Raw genomic sequence first — 15,877 nt, forward strand, 5'->3', positions numbered from 1 at the left:
GGGGAGCGCCCCGCTATTTCCCCTCCACCACCGCGCGCGCGGCATCGAGCCGCGCGGCATAAGCGGTCAGCACTTTGGCGATGCGGCCGGCATAGGCGTTCGCGTCGTCAAAGCGGCGCTCCTCGATCGCCTCGCGCACGCCGGGCAATGTCTTGGCGCCATAGCCGGTGAAGCGGCCCGGCGCGTAGACCATGTTCTTGTACCAAGGCCGGAACGGCAGGCCGGTATCGTCGAGCAGCAGCTGATCGACATCGCGGAGCAGCGCGTTGAGCTTCTCGCGCCGGCTCGCGTCGAGGTCGGCACCATGCTTGGCAAACGCGGCATCGTAGGCGCCCGCGCTGCGCTTCAGGGTCGCGACCGCATTGTCGAGCGCGGCAAACTCGAAATACGGTGTCGTTGGCTTGGCCGGAGGCGCGGCGACCGGGTGGAGCGGATCGCTCGCGGCGCCGAACGCGCCGGCTTCGCGCAGCGCCGCGAGCTTGGCATCCTGCTCGCGCCGCTCGCTCGCCAGACGCTTCACCTCGTCGAGATACGTCCCCACCGTCGTGGCGAAATCGCCGAAGCGCTGCGGCGGCGTATCGGCATCGGCGATGCGCAGCACGACGCGCCCGACCGTCTTTGACAGCACCGTGCCATAAACCAGGCCCGGATCGTCGAACGTCGTCATGTGGTAATAGCTGTCGTAGATCGAGTGATATTCGCCGCCGCTCTGCTCCTCGCCGCCATAAGCAATGTTGAGCGAGGGCAAGCCGAGATGCTGGAGAAACGCCGAATAATCGGAGCCCGAGCCGAGCGCGCCCAACGGCATGTCGCCGCCCTTCTCGGCCGCTTCGAGGGCGGCGCGCGATACATTCTCGCCCTCGGCGGCGCCGGCGCGCGTGCTGGCGCGCAGCCGCTCGAGCACGCTGACCTTGGCTTCGGGATCGGTCACGTCCGCTGCGACCTCGCTGATTAGGTGCTGGAAGTCGTGGCTGCCTTCCGCGCTCAGCGTGCCGCGATGATTGCCGTCGGTGTTGATGTAGATGACTGCCTTGGCCTTCAGCTCGTCGGCATGCGCCTCGGCCCATTCGGTCGAGCCGATCAGGCCCGGCTCTTCGGCATCCCAGCTCGCATAGACGATCGTGCGCGCCGGCCGCCAGCCGCTCTTGGCGAGCTGGCCAAGCGCCTTGGCTTCGGACATCAGCGCGACATTGCCCGACAAGGGATCCTGCGCGCCGAACACCCAGCCGTCATGGTGATTGCCGCGCACCACCCATTGGTCGGGATATTTCGCGCCTTTCATCACCGCGATCACGTCGTAAATGGGTTTGAGCGTCCAGTCGGACTTGACCGCGAGGTGCACCTTCACCGCGCCATCACCGCCGATATGGTACGTGAAGGGCAAGCCGCCGCGCCAGTTATCGGGCACGCGCTCGCCGCCCAATCGGCTGAGCAGCTTCGAGGCATCGCCATAGGACATTGGCAGCACCGGGATTTTGAGGACGACCGGCGAGGTTTCCTTGGTCAGCCGTTGCGCGCCTTCGGTTGCGCCGACGCCGGGGGTCAGCGGATCGCCCGGAAAGGTCGTCATATCCTCGACCGAGCCGCGCTGCACCGCGGTCGAGGGCCGCGAGTCGCCCTTGGGATAGGGGTCGGACGCGCCATAGCCATCCTGCGCCGGGTCCGAATAAATGATACAGCCGACCGCACCATGCTCCTGCGCCAGCTTGGGCTTCAACCCGCGCCAGCCGGCGCCGTAGCGCGCGATGGCGATCTTGCCTTTCACGTCGATGCCGCGCCGCGCGAGCGCTTCATAATCGGCGGGGAGGCCGTAATTCACATAGACAAGGTCGGCGGTGACATCGCCGTCGCCTTGGAACGCGACATAAGGCGGCAGCGCGTTGGCGGTCTTACCCGATGTATCGTCCTCGGGGATCGCCGGCTCCTGCCCGCCCAAGGGAATATGCTCGGGCGCGACCAGCTCGACGGTTGTGGAAATCGGCGTTGGGTAGAGCACCTGGAACGTGTCGATCCGCGCGTCCCAGCCCCAGGATTTGAACAGCGCCAGCATCATCTCGGCATTGGCTTTGTCGTGCGGCGAGCTGACATGATTGGGCTCCGACGTCATCGTCTTGAGCCAGCCCAATTGGTCCTGCGCGCTAATCGCGGCATCGAAGCGCGCTTCGAGCGATTTGCCCGCCGGGGCGGCGGCAACCCCTGCTCCCGCCAGCGCCCCCGCCACCGCCAAAGCCGAAACCGCACCGATCAATTGCCGTACCTGACGCATCGCTGATCCCCTGTTGAACTATTGTTGCTTGTTAAAGGTTAGCCCGCTGCGGGCCGCTCGCGCAACATCGCTGCGAGCGTGGCGACGTCGTCGCCCGCCACGCCCGCCAACCGCGCTTCGAGCTTGCGGAACGCGGCGAGCACCTCGCGCCCCGCTGGTGTCAACCGCGCGCCCCGCCCTGCCCCGCCGCCGGCGGTTGCATCAACGAGCCGATCGCGCCAGCAGCGGTTCATGCTGTCAACGAGCAGCCAGGTCTTGCGATAGCTCATCCCCATGTCGCGCCCGGCAGCCGAAATCGAGCCGGTGCGATCGATCGCTTCGAGCAAATCCGCCTTGCCCGGCCCCATCGCGGCTTCGGCCCCGCACAATATCTGCGCCTTGAGTTTCAACGGCCCGATCTGCATCCTAGCTCTCCCCGCCCAATCGGCACTCGCGACGGCTGACCGCCGTCGATATAGCGCCTTTTCACGCTCGCTATCAGGAAACGTCCATGCCGCTCTATGAAATCAACGGCGTCAGGCCCTTAATCGACCCAGATCGGGTGTGGATCGCACCGAGCGCCGACCTGATCGGCGATGTGCGGCTGGCGGCGGGCGCGAGCGTGTGGTTCGGCGCCTGCATCCGCGCCGACAACACGCCGATCATCGTGGGTGAGGACAGCAACATCCAGGAAGGCGCGATGCTGCATTCCGATCCCGGTGCGCCGCTGACGGTAGGCGCGCGCTGCACGATGGGCCATCACGCGGTGCTCCACGGCTGCACGATCGAGGATGATGTGCTGATCGGCATTGGCGCGATCGTGATGAACCGGGCGGTGATCGGCGCGGGCAGCATCGTCGGTGCGGGCGCGCTGGTGACCGAGGACAAGGTCTTCCCGCCCGCCAGCCTGATCGTCGGCGCGCCCGCCAAGGCGGTGCGGACGCTCGACGCGCAGGCCGCGGCGATGCTGCGCGTGTCGGCCGCGCATTATGTCGAGAAAGCCAACGCCAACCGCACTGGCTTGAAGCGGATCGATTGAGCCAATCAGCCTCCACCCGTCATCCCCGCGCAGGCGGGGATCCATTCGGGCCGCCCGATCTCGCGATGACCAACCGCAGCGGCAATGGATTCCCGCCTTCGCGGGAATGACGGATGGCTATCGACAACATGGACACCAGCGCTGGACAGCCGGATCGGTTGCGGTATGAAACGTGCCCATGAGCCTGCCGCCTTTATTTGATCGCCTGCGCCTGCCCGTCATCGGGTCGCCGCTGTTCATCGTCTCGGGTCCGGAGCTGGTCATCGCCCAGTGCAAGGCGGGGATCGTTGGGTCTTTTCCCGCGCTCAACGCGCGGCCGCAGACGATGCTCGACGAATGGCTTCACCGCATCACCGAAGAGCTTGCCGCGTGGAACCGCGACCATCCCGGCCGGCCGGCGGCGCCTTACGCGGTCAACCAGATCGTCCACAAATCGAACGACCGGCTCGAGCAGGACGTGGCGACCTGCGCCAAATGGCAAGTGCCGATCGTCATCACCTCGCTTGGCGCACGCGAGGATCTCAACACCGCCGTCCATGGCTGGGGCGGCATCACGCTGCACGACATCATCGACAATCGCTTTGCCAAGAAGGCGATCGAGAAAGGCGCGGATGGGCTGATCGCGGTGGCAGCCGGCGCGGGCGGCCATGCCGGGCGCCAATCGCCCTTCGCGCTGATCCAGGAAATCCGCCAGTGGTTCGATGGGCCGCTGGCGCTGTCGGGCTCGATCGCCACGGGTGCGGCGGTGCTGGCGGCCCAAGCGATGGGCGCAGACCTGGGCTATATCGGCTCGGCGTTCATCGCCACCGAAGAAGCCAATGCCGACCAGCCTTATAAGGACGCGATCGTCGCCTCAGGCGCCGCCGACATCGTCTATTCGAGCCTGTTCACGGGCGTGCACGGCAATTACCTGCGCAGCTCGATCGAGGCGGCGGGGCTCGACCCCGACAATCTGCCCGAAGGCGACGTCACCAAGATGAATTTCGCGTCGGGCGGCAACACCAAGGCGAAGGCATGGCGCGACATCTGGGGATCGGGTCAGGGCATCGGCGCCATCGACAAGGTGCAGCCGGTGGCGGCATTGGTCGACAAGCTGGAAGCGGAATATCGCGATGCCCGCGCGGCGCTCGCCGGCAATCGCTGGGCGGGTGCGTTGGGAACGGCGTAAAGGTCTCTATCCTCCCCCCGCCAGGGAGTGCGAGGTTGGATTGCCCCCGGCAATCCAAGCCCATGCCGGGGGGCATGGGCGACCTTGCACGGTGTCGCTGCAGGCGACGGAGGGCGAGGATCCCAACGGCCGCCTCGACAACCTCCCCCTCCGTCACGCTAAAGCGTGCCACCTCCCCCTAGCGGGGGAGGATGGGAGTTTCACAGGCTCCCCGCCAGCCGTTCCAGCATCACCCGCACCGGGCTCGCTTCGGGCACCGGCAGCGTCTGGCCTTCGTCGAGCATCGCGGTGCGGCGGAACAGGTCCATGCTGGTCAGCACCAGTTCGCGTGCCTTGTCGGGCAGCGACTGGACGAGCGCCATGTCGCTTTCGGGTGCGGGACCCAGGCGGCGCGCGGGATCGAGTGCATCGCGCGGCGCCATTTCGCCGGCGGCAACCGCGCGCTGGGTCAACAGCCACGCGATGACGTGCATCAGCCGCGTCGTGACCTTGAGCGACTCGCACGAAAAGCCGACGCGCGCCATCGGCAACAGAGTGTCGCGCTCCGCTCGCCCAGCTTCATCGAAATAAGCGCGCGCCTCGTCGGCAAGCAGCATCGCATCGACGTACAAGGCGTCGATCAGGTGGCGATGCAGTCGCGACTCGGCTTCAATGACCCCCATCCCTTCTCGCTGCCAGAATCAGACGCGGCTGGAAACGGGCGATAACGCTGCCCGATCCCGCGCAGCGTCCCGTATCGGCGCGGTAACCATCTTGTCGTCAGGCAATGATGTCGGGGACGAGCATGTCTTCGAGCAACGCGATCTCATCACGCAGGCGCAGCTTGCGCTTCTTCAGCCGCGCGACTTGCAGCTGGTCGATCGATCCCTGCTCGTCGAGCGCGCCGATAGCGGCATCAAGGTCGCGATGCTCGACCTTGAGCAGCTCGATTCGCTTGGCGATCAGGCGCTCATCCATGGCTTTTTCCTGCGGCCCCGCGCTGCCGAACACAAGGGGGTAGCTTGGCCATCCGGCGCGCAAGCGGATCGCGCGCGCGCGCGCCAGGCCAGCCGCCGCGAATTCACGCCGGGCCGATCCGCGCTAACCAACTTCGCTAGCGACTTTGCTATCGGTTCGTGATTTACTTCACTCACTGGCGGCATTTCCCGCCAGTCAACAGCCAAGGAGGTTTACTCCATGCACAGCGCTCATCTGACGGCTCTTGAAGCCAAGCATGCGCAAATTGACCGACAGATCGCCACCGAATCGCAGCGCCCGCTGCCCGATGCGATCGTGCTGGCTTCGTTGAAAAAGCAGAAACTACGCGTGAAGGAAGCGTTGTTCGCGCAATAGCTTGCCGGTGATCCGGTAAATCGCGCCGACGGCTCGCCCCGAGCGAGCCGCCGGCGATACCGGCAAGATCAGCGGCGCGGCAGGATGGGCTTGACGAAAATCGGCGTCTGCGTGCCCCCGCCAACCGGCTTGCGCGCCATGCGGGGATCGATATCGCGCTCGAACGCGATGCCCACGCGTCCCGCTGCGGCCCAGGCAACGCGGCCCAACACCCAGCCGATGCCGCGCACGTCGATCTCGACCGGCGTACCGATCGCCAGCGGCTCGGTCACTTCCGCCATCAAGCCACCGGCCGACAAGTTGCGCACGCGCACCTGCGTTTCCTCGGTCCGCCCGAACAAGCGGAATTGGGCCATGAGAAACAAGCTGTCCCGCGCCGTGCGCTGCGAAGCGACATCGTCGGCGGGCACGAGCCCATGCGGTTTGCCGTAGAACTGATCCATCTGGCTGCCTGATTTGCTCCGATTTCTACGGGCAATCTAGAACAGAAAATGGTATCCAAAGCCTTACCGATCGCGCCGGATCGGCCGGATTTTCAGTCCTCGCGCGATATTTTTTCCTGCCGCTCGTGGCGTTCCTGCGCTTCGACCGTCATCGTCGCGATCGGCCGGGCTTCCAGGCGACCGAGTGAAATCGGCTCGCCGGTCACTTCGCAATAGCCATATTCGCCTTCGTCGATGCGGCGCAGCGCCGCTTCGATCTTGGCGATCAGCTTGCGCTGACGGTCACGTGTGCGCAGCTCGATCGACCAATCGGTCTCGCTCGATGCGCGATCGGTAAGATCGGCCTCGCGCAGCGATTCTGTCTGCAGCTGCGAGAGCGTGCCTTGCGCTTCCGCAAGGATATCGTCTTTCCATTTCAGCAGCTTGGCGCGAAAATATTCAAGTTGCCGTGGATTCATGAATGGTTCGTCGGGGCTCGGCCGATACCCGTCTTCGGCTTGGAACGCTTCACCCGACACGCTGTCACCCGGCTCGCTGATCTGCTTGTAAACCGACGCCATACCTCTCCCCTCACGTGCCATGTCCGCAGCCGTGGGGGCCGATGACATCGCCGCTCACTGGTCGCGCCTATAGCCACGCGCCCGGCGATCCACAAGCAACCCCGATGCAGGGGCTGCCGGTCATAAAAACTACTCGACTGATGGAGCTTGGCGCGCATTTCCGTCCCACCACGGCACGTTAACCATAAGTCGAGCGATCACTGCCCGCCAAAAAGACCAAAGCATGGTGAATTGATGGTTAACAGCGTTGAACTTAACGCTTTGTTTCGTCCTTTTGCGGATATGAGCACGATTGGCGAACAGCTTTACTCGGCGAGCGCCAACCGGTGAACATGGCGAGAGATTATTAGCATGTCAGTGCGGATGGCCATGGCGAAACTTTGCGCTTGCGCTTGCGGCGGGGCGGTGATCGGCGGCGGCGCCGTGCACCTGACCGAGCGCGCGCGGGCAACAACGCATCATGGCTATACGCATGTCCGCCGAATCGTCACGACCACGACGACAGCGCGGCATCCTGTGTCGCGCGTGCGCCGCGTCGTCACCACGACGACCCGGAGCGCCTGCGCGCCGGCCATTGTGCAATTGACCAGCCAGGGCACCCCCGTTCCGCTTCCCCCCGTTTACAGCGGTGTCGGATCGAGCGGCGAATTCCCGGTGACCGGCAGCGGCGGATCGAGCGGCGCGGTGCTGATCGGCGGTTCGGGCGGCTTTGGCGGATCGAGCGGGTTCTTCGCCGGCGGCTTCTTCGGTGGCGGTGGCGGATCGGGCGGTATCGTCGTTTCCTCGACGACCAGCACCGGCGGCTTTGCCAGCTCGGGCACGTCGTCGGGCACGACCTCCAGCGGCACCTCGAGCGGGACCAGCAGCTCGAGCGGATCGAGCGGCATCAACATCAACATCTCGTCGACCTCGAGCGGCGGCGGCACGTCGAGCTCGACAAGCTCGGGCGGGTCCTCGACCTCGTCGAGCACTGGCGGTTCGAGCACGGGCGGGTCGTCGTCTTCGACCAGCTCGGGCGGCTCCGGCGGATCGGGTGGATCGTCGACCTCGTCGAGCACCGGCGGCTTCTCGTCGGGCAGCACGTCGTCGAGTTCGTCGGGATCGATTTCCTCGGCCAGCGGCGGCTCGGGTGGATCGTCGGGCTTTATCTCCTCGGCGAGCGGCGGCAGCAGCAGCTCGGGCAACGTCTCGTCCTCGTCGAGCGGCAACGTGTCGTCCTCGTCTTCCTCGTCGGGCAATGTGTCGTCATCGGCATCGTCGAGCGGTAACGTCTCGTCGTCCTCGTCGACGTCATCCTCCTCGTCATCGAGCGGCAACATCACCTCGTCGGCGTCGTCCTCGACGAGCAGCTCGTCCTATGGCTCGTCGAGCGCGGGCTGGAGCACGTCGAGCGGCATCACCAGTTCGGGCATGTCGAGCACCTCCAGCGGCGCAACCGGCTCGACCGGCGGCCCGCCCGCCGACGTGCCCGCGCCGCCGATGATGCTGCTGTTCGGCCTGGGGGCGAGCGGCCTGGTCGCCCGCAAGCGGCTGGCGAAGAAGGCGGCGGCGGCGGTCTAACCTTCAAGCGAGTGACGCGGGCTTGCGCGGGGCATTGCGCCTCGCCATAGCCCGTCGCCATGCACGACATCCGTTCCATCCGAAACGATCCCGAAGGTTTTAGGGCTGCGCTGCGGCGTAGGGGGTATGAGCTCGATACATCGGCTCTGGGTCTTCTCGACACGGTGTACCGCAACGTCACCACGGAACTTCAAACCGTCCAAGCCCGTCGAAATGAGATATCTCATGCGATTGGAACAGCGAAGGCGGCCAGAGATGAGCATAAAGCTCAGTCGCTGATGACAGAGGTTGTCGCATTAAAGAGGCAACTGGCTGAGCTGGAGGAAAAGGAGCGACAAGCAGAAGAGAATTTGAGGGATACATTATCTTGGCTCCCTAACCTCCCCCTTGCCGACGTACCCGACGGCGCGGATGAGAACGACAACCTGCTGATCCACGAACGCGGCACCCTGCCCGCCTTCGATTTCACCCCCGCCGAGCACGACGCCATCGGCACCGCGCTCGGCCTCGACTTCGAGACCGGCGTTGCGCTTGCCGGCGCGCGCTTCACGCTGATCCGCGGTGCCGCCGCCAAGCTACACCGCGCGCTCGGCCAATTCATGCTTGACGTGCTGGCCGAAGAGCATGGCTATGAGCAGGTCGTGCCGCCGCTGCTCGTCCGCGACGAAGCCGCGTTCGGCACTGGGCAGCTACCCAAATTCGCCGAGGACCTGTTCAAGACGACCGATGGCCGCTGGCTCATCCCCACCGCCGAAGTCAGTCTGACCAACATCGTCCGTGAGCAAATCCTGCCCGAGGAAGCCCTCCCCCTTCGTTTCACTGCCCTCACCCCCTGTTTCCGCTCCGAAGCAGGTGCTGCGGGCCGCGATACGCGGGGCCTCATCCGCCAGCACCAGTTCGAGAAGGTCGAAATGGTCTCGATCACCACGCCCGACCAGTCCGAAGCCGAGCATGAGCGGATGACCGGGTGCGCGGAGGACATTCTCACACGCCTTGGCCTGCCCTTCCGCCGCATGAAGCTATGCACTGGCGACATGGGCTTCTCCGCCGCCCGCACCTATGACCTCGAAGTCTGGCTGCCCGGTCAGGGCCGCTATCGCGAAATCTCCAGCTGCTCGACCTGCACCGATTTCCAGGCGCGGCGGATGAATGCGCGCTATCGCCCGGCCGAGGAGAAGCAAACGCGCTTCGTCCACACCCTCAACGGCTCGGGCCTCGCGGTCGGCCGCACGCTCGTCGCGGTGATCGAGAATTATCAGCAGAAGGACGGGTCGGTCGCGATCCCCGAAGCGCTGCACCCTTATCTCAAAGGTCTCAACCGGCTGGAGCCTGCGTGATGCGCATCCTGCTCACCAACGACGATGGCGTGAACGCGCGCGGCATGGCGGTGCTGGAAGCGATTGCGCGCGAGCTGTCCGACGACATCACCATCGTCGCGCCGATCGAGGAGCAATCGGGCAAGAGCCGCTCGCTCACCATCACCCAGCCCGTCCGCCTGCGCACGCTCGGCGAGCGGCGCTTCGCCGTCACTGGCACGCCGACCGATGCGGTGATGATGGCACTCGCTCATGTCATGAAGGATGCGCCGCCCGACTTGATCTTGTCGGGCGTCAATCGCGGCGCCAATCTGGGCGAGGATGTGAGCTATTCCGGCACCGTCGCCGCGGCGATGGAAGGCGCGCTCGCCGGCATCCGCTCGATCGCGCTCAGCCAGCGCGAGGCAGTGCGCGGCAGCGGCGACCAGGTCACGTTCGATTGCGCCGAGGCATGGGGCGCCAAGGTGTTGCGGCCGCTGATCGAGGCGCCGCTCGCGCCCCGCAGCCTGGTCAACATCAATTTCCCGCCGGTCGCGCCGGACGAGGTGGTAGGCGTCAAGGTGGTCAGCCAGGGATTGCGCGATTATGGCGGGCTCAAGCTCGTCGAAGGCGTCGATCCGCGCGGCTACCCCTATTTTTGGTACGGCCTGCGCCGCGTCGCGCACACGCCCGCCGCCGACACCGACCTGGAGGCGATCGAGCAGGGCTACGTCACCGTGACGCCGCTCCATCTCGACCTGACACACCGCGACTCGCTTGATATGCTGCGCGGCATCTATCGCTAGCGGGAGGAGCGAGGGGGGATGGCATTGACCGGAAGGAGATTGGCGGGCCTCGCGCTGTCATTGCTGATCGGCGGCTGCATCCCCAATCAGGACTATCAGCCGCCTGACGCCCCGCCCCCGCCCGATCGACCCCAAGGCCGCACCCCCGAGCGCCTCGTCCCGCCCGATTTCGGGCCCGATCGCGGGGATGAGGGCGATCGGTCCGCGCCGCTACCCGCGCCGCGCCAGCCCTGGGAAATGCGTGCGGTCACGCCCGATGCGCAGACGGTTGCCGATGGCGACTATATCGTCCAGCCCGGCGATACCTTGCGCAGCATCTCCGCCACCACCGGCGCCGGATCGGAAGCGATTGCGCGCGCCAACGGCATCGCCCCGCCCTTCGTGATCGCGGTGGGTGAGCGGCTGCGGATCCCCGGCGGACGCTACCACCTCGTCCATGCCGGCGAGACGGGCATTGCCATCGCACGGGCTTATGGCGTGCCCTGGTCGCGGATCGTCGACGCCAATGAGCTGGTCGAGCCCTATGTGCTGCGCGCCGGCATGCGGCTGCTGATCCCCGGTGAGAGCAGCGCGTCGGCTGGCCCGCCGCCGCTCGATCTCGGCAGCGCGACACCCGGAAAAGACGATCGCTCGCTTGGCCTCATCATCGACGACATCGTTACCGGCGGCGAACCCGCGATCACGCCGGGCGAGCGGCCGACGCGCGCCAGGACCTCCCTTGCCCATCTGCCCCCGCCCGATGTGCCGATTTCGACCCCCAGCCATTTCAACGGCGCGTTCACCTGGCCGGTCGACGGCACGGTCGTGAAGCGCTTCGGTCGCGCCAGCACCGGCGAGCGCAATGACGGGATCAAGATCGCCGTCCCGCTCGACACGCCGGTCAAGGCCGCGGCGGACGGCGTGGTCGCTTATACCGGCGATGGCGTCGCGGGCTTGGGCGGGCTCATCATCGTCAAGCATGGCGATGGCTGGACCACGGTCTACGGCCATGCGGCGCGCGTGCTCGTCGAGCGCGGCCAGAGCGTGAAGCGCGGCCAGGTGATCGCGCGATCGGGCGAAACGGGTTTCGCCGACCGGCCCGAGCTGCATTTCGAGCTGCGCAAAGGCCGCACCCCGGTCGATCCGCTGAGCGAGCTGCCGGCGCGCTAACGTTGCGCATTGCCCCCGCTTTGCCCTAAGCGCGGGCGCGTGATGACCAGCTATTCGTCCGATCTGCTGCGCCTGCTCGATGAGCGCGGCTATATCCACCAGCTCACTGATGCGGCGGGGCTGGATGCGCTCGCCGTCAAGCAGGTCGTGCCCGGCTATATCGGGTTCGACGCGACCGCGCCCTCGCTCCATATCGGCAGCCTGGTGCAGATCATGATGCTGCGGCGGCTGCAACAGGCGAGCCACAAGCCGATCGTGGTAATGGGCGGCGGCACGACCAAGGTCGGCGACCCATCCGGCAAAGATGAGAGCCGGCGGTTGCTCGACGATGCCGCCATCCAGGGCAATATCGCCTCGATCCGCCGGGTGTTCGAACGGTTTCTCACCTTCGGCGACGGCCCGACCGACGCGATTATGGTCGACAACGCCGATTGGCTCGACGCGCTCGATTACATCCCGTTCCTGCGCGATGTCGGCCGGCACTTCACCATCAACCGCATGCTGAGCTTCGATTCGGTGCGCCTCAGGCTCGATCGCGAACAGCCGCTGACCTTCCTCGAATTCAATTACATGATCCTCCAGGCTTATGATTTCCTGGAGCTGTCGCGCCGCGTCGCCTGCCGGTTGCAGATGGGCGGATCGGACCAATGGGGCAACATCGTCAACGGCATCGAGCTCACCCGCCGCATCGACGGCACCGAGCTCTACGGCCTGACGACGCCGCTCATCACCACGGCGGATGGCGCCAAGATGGGCAAGACGGCAGCCGGCGCGGTGTGGCTGAACGAAGATCAGCTCTCGGCCTATGATTATTGGCAATTCTGGCGGAACACCGACGATCGCGATGTCGGGCGCTTCCTGCGCCTGTTCACCGATCTGCCGCTCGATGAGATCGCCCGACTGGAAGCGCTCGAAGGCGCCGAGATCAACGACGCCAAGAAGCGCCTTGCCGACGCCGCCACCGCGCTGTGCCGGGGCGATGCTGCCGCTGCCGAAGCAGCAGAGACCGCGCGCAAGACCTTTGAGGAAGGGGCGGCCGGAGATGCCTTGCCGACGCATCAGGTGAGCGGCGGCTCGATCAGCGTGGTCGATGCCCTGGTCGCGCTGGGCCTGGCCGCTTCGAAGGGCGAAGCCCGCCGGCTGATCAAGGGCGGCGGCGCGCGGGTCGAGGGCGAGCGGGTGGAAGATGAAGCGGCGGTCGTGACGCTGACGGACGCACCCGTGCGCGTCTCGGCGGGCAAGAAGCACCATGGGTTGCTGACGCCGTCATAATACCGAGTTTTTCGGCAAACAGCCTTGCCCCTGGGCGACGGGATTTGCGACCGACCGCCAACACTAAACCATCGCAAACACGGCATTAATCACGTCTGTTGCCCACCGCTTCACGGCTCGCCCCCTAGCGTCGCCATGGGCCAGCAAGGGGACCAGCACCATGGCGACGCGGGCCGCGTTGGCGTTTTCCGATGACCGGACCCTCGTCCGCGATGAGGTCCATTACCGCGCCCGCGCGATCGGCAGCGACGGGCACCCGTTCACGCTGCTGATCGTCAATATCTCGGCGATGGGGCTGATGGCGCGGTGCGAGACGCCGATCGCGGTCGATGAACGGCTGCGCGTGGTATTTCCGGTCATCGGCGGGGTGATGGCGCAAGTGCGCTGGTCGCTCGGCGGCCGCATCGGCTGCGAGCTCGATCAGACGATCGCGCTGGCGGATTATTACGAGCTGCTCGCGGTGCTGTTGAAGGGCCGTTGATTACCCCGACCGTAGCAGCGCCACCCCCGCCTCGCGCTCGAACAGATACAGCGCCACCCGCGCCGCTTGCCCGCGCGGCCCATCCAAGCCGCCATCGCGATCGATCAGCAGACGCGCATCGTCATTGGCGATCGGCAGCAGCGTGTTGAGCTGTTCCTCGCTGGCCAACCGAAACCGCATCTCACCCGATTGCCTAGTGCCGAGCAATTCGCCCGCGCCGCGCAGCCGCAAATCCTCCTCGGCGATGCGGAAGCCGTCATTGGTCTCGCGCATCAACGCCAGCCGCGCGCGCGCGGTTTCGCTGAGCGTGTTGCCGCGGATCAGCAGGCAGTTCGACTTGCCGCTCCCCCGCCCCACGCGTCCGCGCAGCTGGTGGAGCTGGGCCAGCCCGAAGCGATCCGCCGCCTCGATCACGATCAGCGTCGCATTGGGCACATCGACGCCGACTTCGATCACCGTCGTCGCGACCAGCACGCCGGTGCGCGCGCCCGCGAACGCCGCCATCACCGCGTCTTTCTCCGGCCCCTTCATTCGGCCATGGACGAGCCCCACCCGGTCCGCGCCAAACCGCGCGCGCAGCACCTCGGCGCGCGCCTCGGCAGCGGCGAGATCGGTCTTTTCGCTCTCCTCGACCAGCGGGCACACCCAATAGGCCTGGCCGCCGTCGCTCAGATGCCGGCCGAGCGCATCGATCACTTCGGGCAAGCGATCCTCGGACACCACGCGCGTCTCGATTGGCTGGCGGCCCGGCGGCATTTCGTCCAACCGGCTGACATCCATCTCGCCATACATGGCGAGCGTCAGCGTGCGCGGGATCGGCGTCGCGGTCATCGCCAGCAGGTGCGGCGGGTGCTGGCCCTTCTCGGTCAGCAGCATCCGTTGTGCCACGCCGAAGCGATGCTGCTCGTCGACGATGACGAGGCCGAGGTCCTTATAGCCGACCGCTTCCTGGAAGATCGCATGCGTGCCGATCAGGATGTCGATCGAGCCATCGGCCAGCCCCATCAGCACGCTCTCCCGCGCCCGACCCTTGTCGCGCCCGGTCAGCACCGCGACGTTGACCGGCAGCCCGGCGAGCAGCGCGCGGACGCTGTCATAATGCTGGCGCGCGAGGATTTCGGTCGGCGCCAGAAACGCGCCTTGTGCGCCCGCTTCGACCGCGATCAGCAGTGCCATCACCGCGACTAGTGTCTTGCCCGAGCCGACATCGCCTTGCAGCAAGCGCAGCATCGGCTGGTGCTGCTGGAGATCGCCCTCGATTTCGGCGATCGACCGCCGCTGCGCGCCTGTCGGCTGATAGGGCAGGTTGAGCATAGCGCGCAGCCGCCCGTCGCCGACGAGCGCCCTGCCCCGCCGCGCGCGGTTGGACGCGCGCACCAGCATCAGGGCGAGTTGATTGGCGAACACCTCGTCATAAGCGAGCCGCTCGCGCGCCTTCATATCGGCGGGGTCGGCATGCGCGCGAGCGAGCGCCTGGCGCCAGGCGGGCCATTCGTGCCGCACGAGCAGACCGGGTTCGATCCACTCCGCCAGCTGTGGCGCGCGCGCGATCGCCTGCTCCGCCATCTGGCCGAGCCGCCGCGAGGTGAGGCCTTCGGACAGCGGATAGATCGCCTCGCGCTCGGGCTGATCGGCGGCCTCGTCGAGCGGCAGGACGTAGTCCGGGTGGACGATCTGCAAATCCTGGCCATAGCTGTCGAGCCGGCCCGAGACACGCCGCGGCTCGCCCAGCGGCAACAGCTTCTTCACCCAGCCGGCATTGCCGCCGAAATAGACCAGCGTGACGTAATTGCCTTGGCGGTCGGTCGCATGCACCCGCATCGGCCCGCGCCCGGCGCTCTGGCGATAATCGACCGGCGTCAACGTGATCGCGATGGTGCGCCCAACATCGCCCACCATCAGCTCGTCGCGCGGGAGCCGATCGATGAACCCCGTCGGCAAGTGGAACGCGACATCGACCGCGCGCCGCAACCCCAGCCGCTCGAGCGGCTTGGCAAGGCCGGGTCCCACGCCCTTCAGCGCGGTCACTTCCGCGAACAATGGATTGAGGATTTCGGGCCGCATGGCTAAGTGGGCTTTACTCGCTGCCGTTCGGGCTGAGCCTGTCGAAGCCCTGCTCTTCTTTAGAAACAAGAACGGCCCTTCGACAAGCTCAGGGCGAACGGGGCGGGATGTTCAGTCAGCCGAGGTGCCTGCAAAGCGCCGTCGGCCAATTGTCGTTGGAGCCGATGGACCGCGAAACCCGATTGAAGCGCCTGGGCTATCGCGCCTGGCATCGTGGCACCAAGGAAGCCGATTTGCTGATCGGCGGCTTTTTCGACGCGCATGCCGCGACCTGGACCGATGCCGAGATCACGCTGTTCGAGGCGCTGCTCGAAGAGCAGAACGTCGACATCATGGCCTGGGCGATGGGCACGCAAGCCGTGCCCGATCGCTGGGCCGGCACGGTGATGGCGGCGCTGAAGACGCTGAATTACGTGCCGATCGCGGAATAGCAGCCAGCCTCTTTCGTCACCCCGGACGTGTT

At 66.2% G+C, this 15,877-nt stretch carries 18 protein-coding genes; 10 read left to right on the forward strand and 8 right to left on the reverse strand.

What is annotated here, in order from left to right; translation table 11 throughout:
- Positions 1 to 13 precede the first annotated feature (13 nt).
- Together ACLB0R_RS15670 and ACLB0R_RS15675 are read right to left on the reverse strand one after the other, a co-directional pair.
- On the reverse strand, positions 14 to 2,266 hold the full coding sequence (locus ACLB0R_RS15670) for a transferrin receptor-like dimerization domain-containing protein (protein ID WP_416644279.1): 2,253 nt from the start codon (positions 2,264 to 2,266) through the stop codon (positions 14 to 16).
- A gap of 38 nt (positions 2,267 to 2,304) precedes the next feature.
- A complete protein-coding gene (locus ACLB0R_RS15675) occupies positions 2,305 to 2,670 on the reverse strand; it encodes a winged helix-turn-helix domain-containing protein (RefSeq protein ID WP_416644280.1) in 366 nt (121 codons plus the stop codon).
- Positions 2,671 to 2,756: 86 nt separating this feature from the next.
- Between ACLB0R_RS15675 and ACLB0R_RS15680 the strand changes: the two genes are divergently transcribed.
- Positions 2,757 to 3,284, forward strand: coding sequence for a gamma carbonic anhydrase family protein (locus tag ACLB0R_RS15680; protein WP_416644281.1), 528 nt, complete (start codon positions 2,757 to 2,759; stop codon positions 3,282 to 3,284).
- A gap of 178 nt (positions 3,285 to 3,462) precedes the next feature.
- Positions 3,463 to 4,452, forward strand: coding sequence for an NAD(P)H-dependent flavin oxidoreductase (locus tag ACLB0R_RS15685; protein ID WP_416644282.1), 990 nt, complete (start codon positions 3,463 to 3,465; stop codon positions 4,450 to 4,452).
- A 200-nt stretch (positions 4,453 to 4,652) separates the two neighbouring features.
- Here the strand turns inward: ACLB0R_RS15685 and ACLB0R_RS15690 are convergent, their stop codons facing one another.
- Together ACLB0R_RS15690 and ACLB0R_RS15695 are read right to left on the reverse strand one after the other, a co-directional pair.
- Entirely contained in the window at positions 4,653 to 5,114 is a 462-nt protein-coding gene (locus ACLB0R_RS15690; protein WP_416644283.1) for a DUF1465 family protein, read from the reverse strand.
- A 97-nt stretch (positions 5,115 to 5,211) separates the two neighbouring features.
- Positions 5,212 to 5,409 (reverse strand): YdcH family protein, encoded by a 198-nt coding sequence (locus ACLB0R_RS15695; protein WP_416644284.1) that lies wholly within the window; start codon positions 5,407 to 5,409, stop codon positions 5,212 to 5,214.
- Between the two features lie 219 nt (positions 5,410 to 5,628).
- Here ACLB0R_RS15695 and ACLB0R_RS15700 point away from each other — a divergent pair, with 219 nt between their 5' ends.
- A complete protein-coding gene (locus ACLB0R_RS15700) occupies positions 5,629 to 5,784 on the forward strand; it encodes a YdcH family protein (RefSeq protein WP_416644285.1) in 156 nt (51 codons plus the stop codon).
- Positions 5,785 to 5,852: 68 nt separating this feature from the next.
- On the opposite strand, the gene ACLB0R_RS15705 is transcribed toward ACLB0R_RS15700, so the two are convergent.
- The 3 genes from ACLB0R_RS15705 to ACLB0R_RS15715 all read right to left on the reverse strand — a co-directional run bounded on the left by ACLB0R_RS15705 (position 5,853) and on the right by ACLB0R_RS15715 (position 8,106).
- Positions 5,853 to 6,227, reverse strand: a complete 375-nt coding sequence (locus ACLB0R_RS15705) for a PilZ domain-containing protein (protein ID WP_416644286.1) — start codon at positions 6,225 to 6,227, stop codon at positions 5,853 to 5,855.
- A gap of 92 nt (positions 6,228 to 6,319) precedes the next feature.
- Positions 6,320 to 6,685, reverse strand: a complete 366-nt coding sequence (dksA, locus tag ACLB0R_RS15710; protein ID WP_416644377.1) for an RNA polymerase-binding protein DksA — start codon at positions 6,683 to 6,685, stop codon at positions 6,320 to 6,322.
- A gap of 722 nt (positions 6,686 to 7,407) precedes the next feature.
- Positions 7,408 to 8,106, reverse strand: a complete 699-nt coding sequence (locus ACLB0R_RS15715) for a hypothetical protein (RefSeq protein ID WP_416644378.1) — start codon at positions 8,104 to 8,106, stop codon at positions 7,408 to 7,410.
- A gap of 91 nt (positions 8,107 to 8,197) precedes the next feature.
- Between ACLB0R_RS15715 and ACLB0R_RS15720 the strand changes: the two genes are divergently transcribed.
- The 6 genes from ACLB0R_RS15720 to ACLB0R_RS15745 all read left to right on the forward strand — a co-directional run bounded on the left by ACLB0R_RS15720 (position 8,198) and on the right by ACLB0R_RS15745 (position 13,350).
- On the forward strand, positions 8,198 to 8,347 hold the full coding sequence (locus ACLB0R_RS15720) for a PEP-CTERM sorting domain-containing protein (protein WP_416644287.1): 150 nt from the start codon (positions 8,198 to 8,200) through the stop codon (positions 8,345 to 8,347).
- Between the two features lie 59 nt (positions 8,348 to 8,406).
- Positions 8,407 to 9,684: a serine--tRNA ligase gene (gene serS / locus ACLB0R_RS15725; protein ID WP_416644288.1), complete on the forward strand. Its 1,278-nt coding sequence runs from the start codon at positions 8,407 to 8,409 to the stop codon at positions 9,682 to 9,684.
- Positions 9,684 to 10,448 carry a 5'/3'-nucleotidase SurE gene (gene surE / locus ACLB0R_RS15730; protein WP_416644289.1) on the forward strand — a complete coding sequence of 255 codons (765 nt, stop codon included), beginning with the start codon at positions 9,684 to 9,686 and terminating at the stop codon, positions 10,446 to 10,448. The genes serS and surE overlap by 1 nt, the downstream gene beginning before the upstream one ends.
- Before the next feature lie 18 nt (positions 10,449 to 10,466).
- Entirely contained in the window at positions 10,467 to 11,597 is a 1,131-nt protein-coding gene (locus ACLB0R_RS15735) for a peptidoglycan DD-metalloendopeptidase family protein (protein WP_416644290.1), read from the forward strand.
- A gap of 42 nt (positions 11,598 to 11,639) precedes the next feature.
- Positions 11,640 to 12,869, forward strand: coding sequence for a tyrosine--tRNA ligase (tyrS, locus tag ACLB0R_RS15740; protein ID WP_416644379.1), 1,230 nt, complete (start codon positions 11,640 to 11,642; stop codon positions 12,867 to 12,869).
- A gap of 160 nt (positions 12,870 to 13,029) precedes the next feature.
- Positions 13,030 to 13,350, forward strand: a complete 321-nt coding sequence (locus tag ACLB0R_RS15745) for a PilZ domain-containing protein (protein WP_416644291.1) — start codon at positions 13,030 to 13,032, stop codon at positions 13,348 to 13,350.
- Here the strand turns inward: ACLB0R_RS15745 and recG are convergent, their stop codons facing one another.
- Positions 13,351 to 15,414 carry an ATP-dependent DNA helicase RecG gene (recG, locus tag ACLB0R_RS15750; protein ID WP_416644292.1) on the reverse strand — a complete coding sequence of 688 codons (2,064 nt, stop codon included), beginning with the start codon at positions 15,412 to 15,414 and terminating at the stop codon, positions 13,351 to 13,353.
- Positions 15,415 to 15,578: 164 nt separating this feature from the next.
- Here recG and ACLB0R_RS15755 point away from each other — a divergent pair, with 164 nt between their 5' ends.
- Positions 15,579 to 15,845 carry a succinate dehydrogenase assembly factor 2 gene (locus ACLB0R_RS15755; protein ID WP_416644293.1) on the forward strand — a complete coding sequence of 89 codons (267 nt, stop codon included), beginning with the start codon at positions 15,579 to 15,581 and terminating at the stop codon, positions 15,843 to 15,845.
- The last annotated feature ends 32 nt before the right edge of the window (positions 15,846 to 15,877 follow it).

It is taken from the genome of Sphingomonas sp. GlSt437 (assembly GCF_048015635.2).
Taxonomy (GTDB): Bacteria; Pseudomonadota; Alphaproteobacteria; order Sphingomonadales; family Sphingomonadaceae; genus Sphingomonas.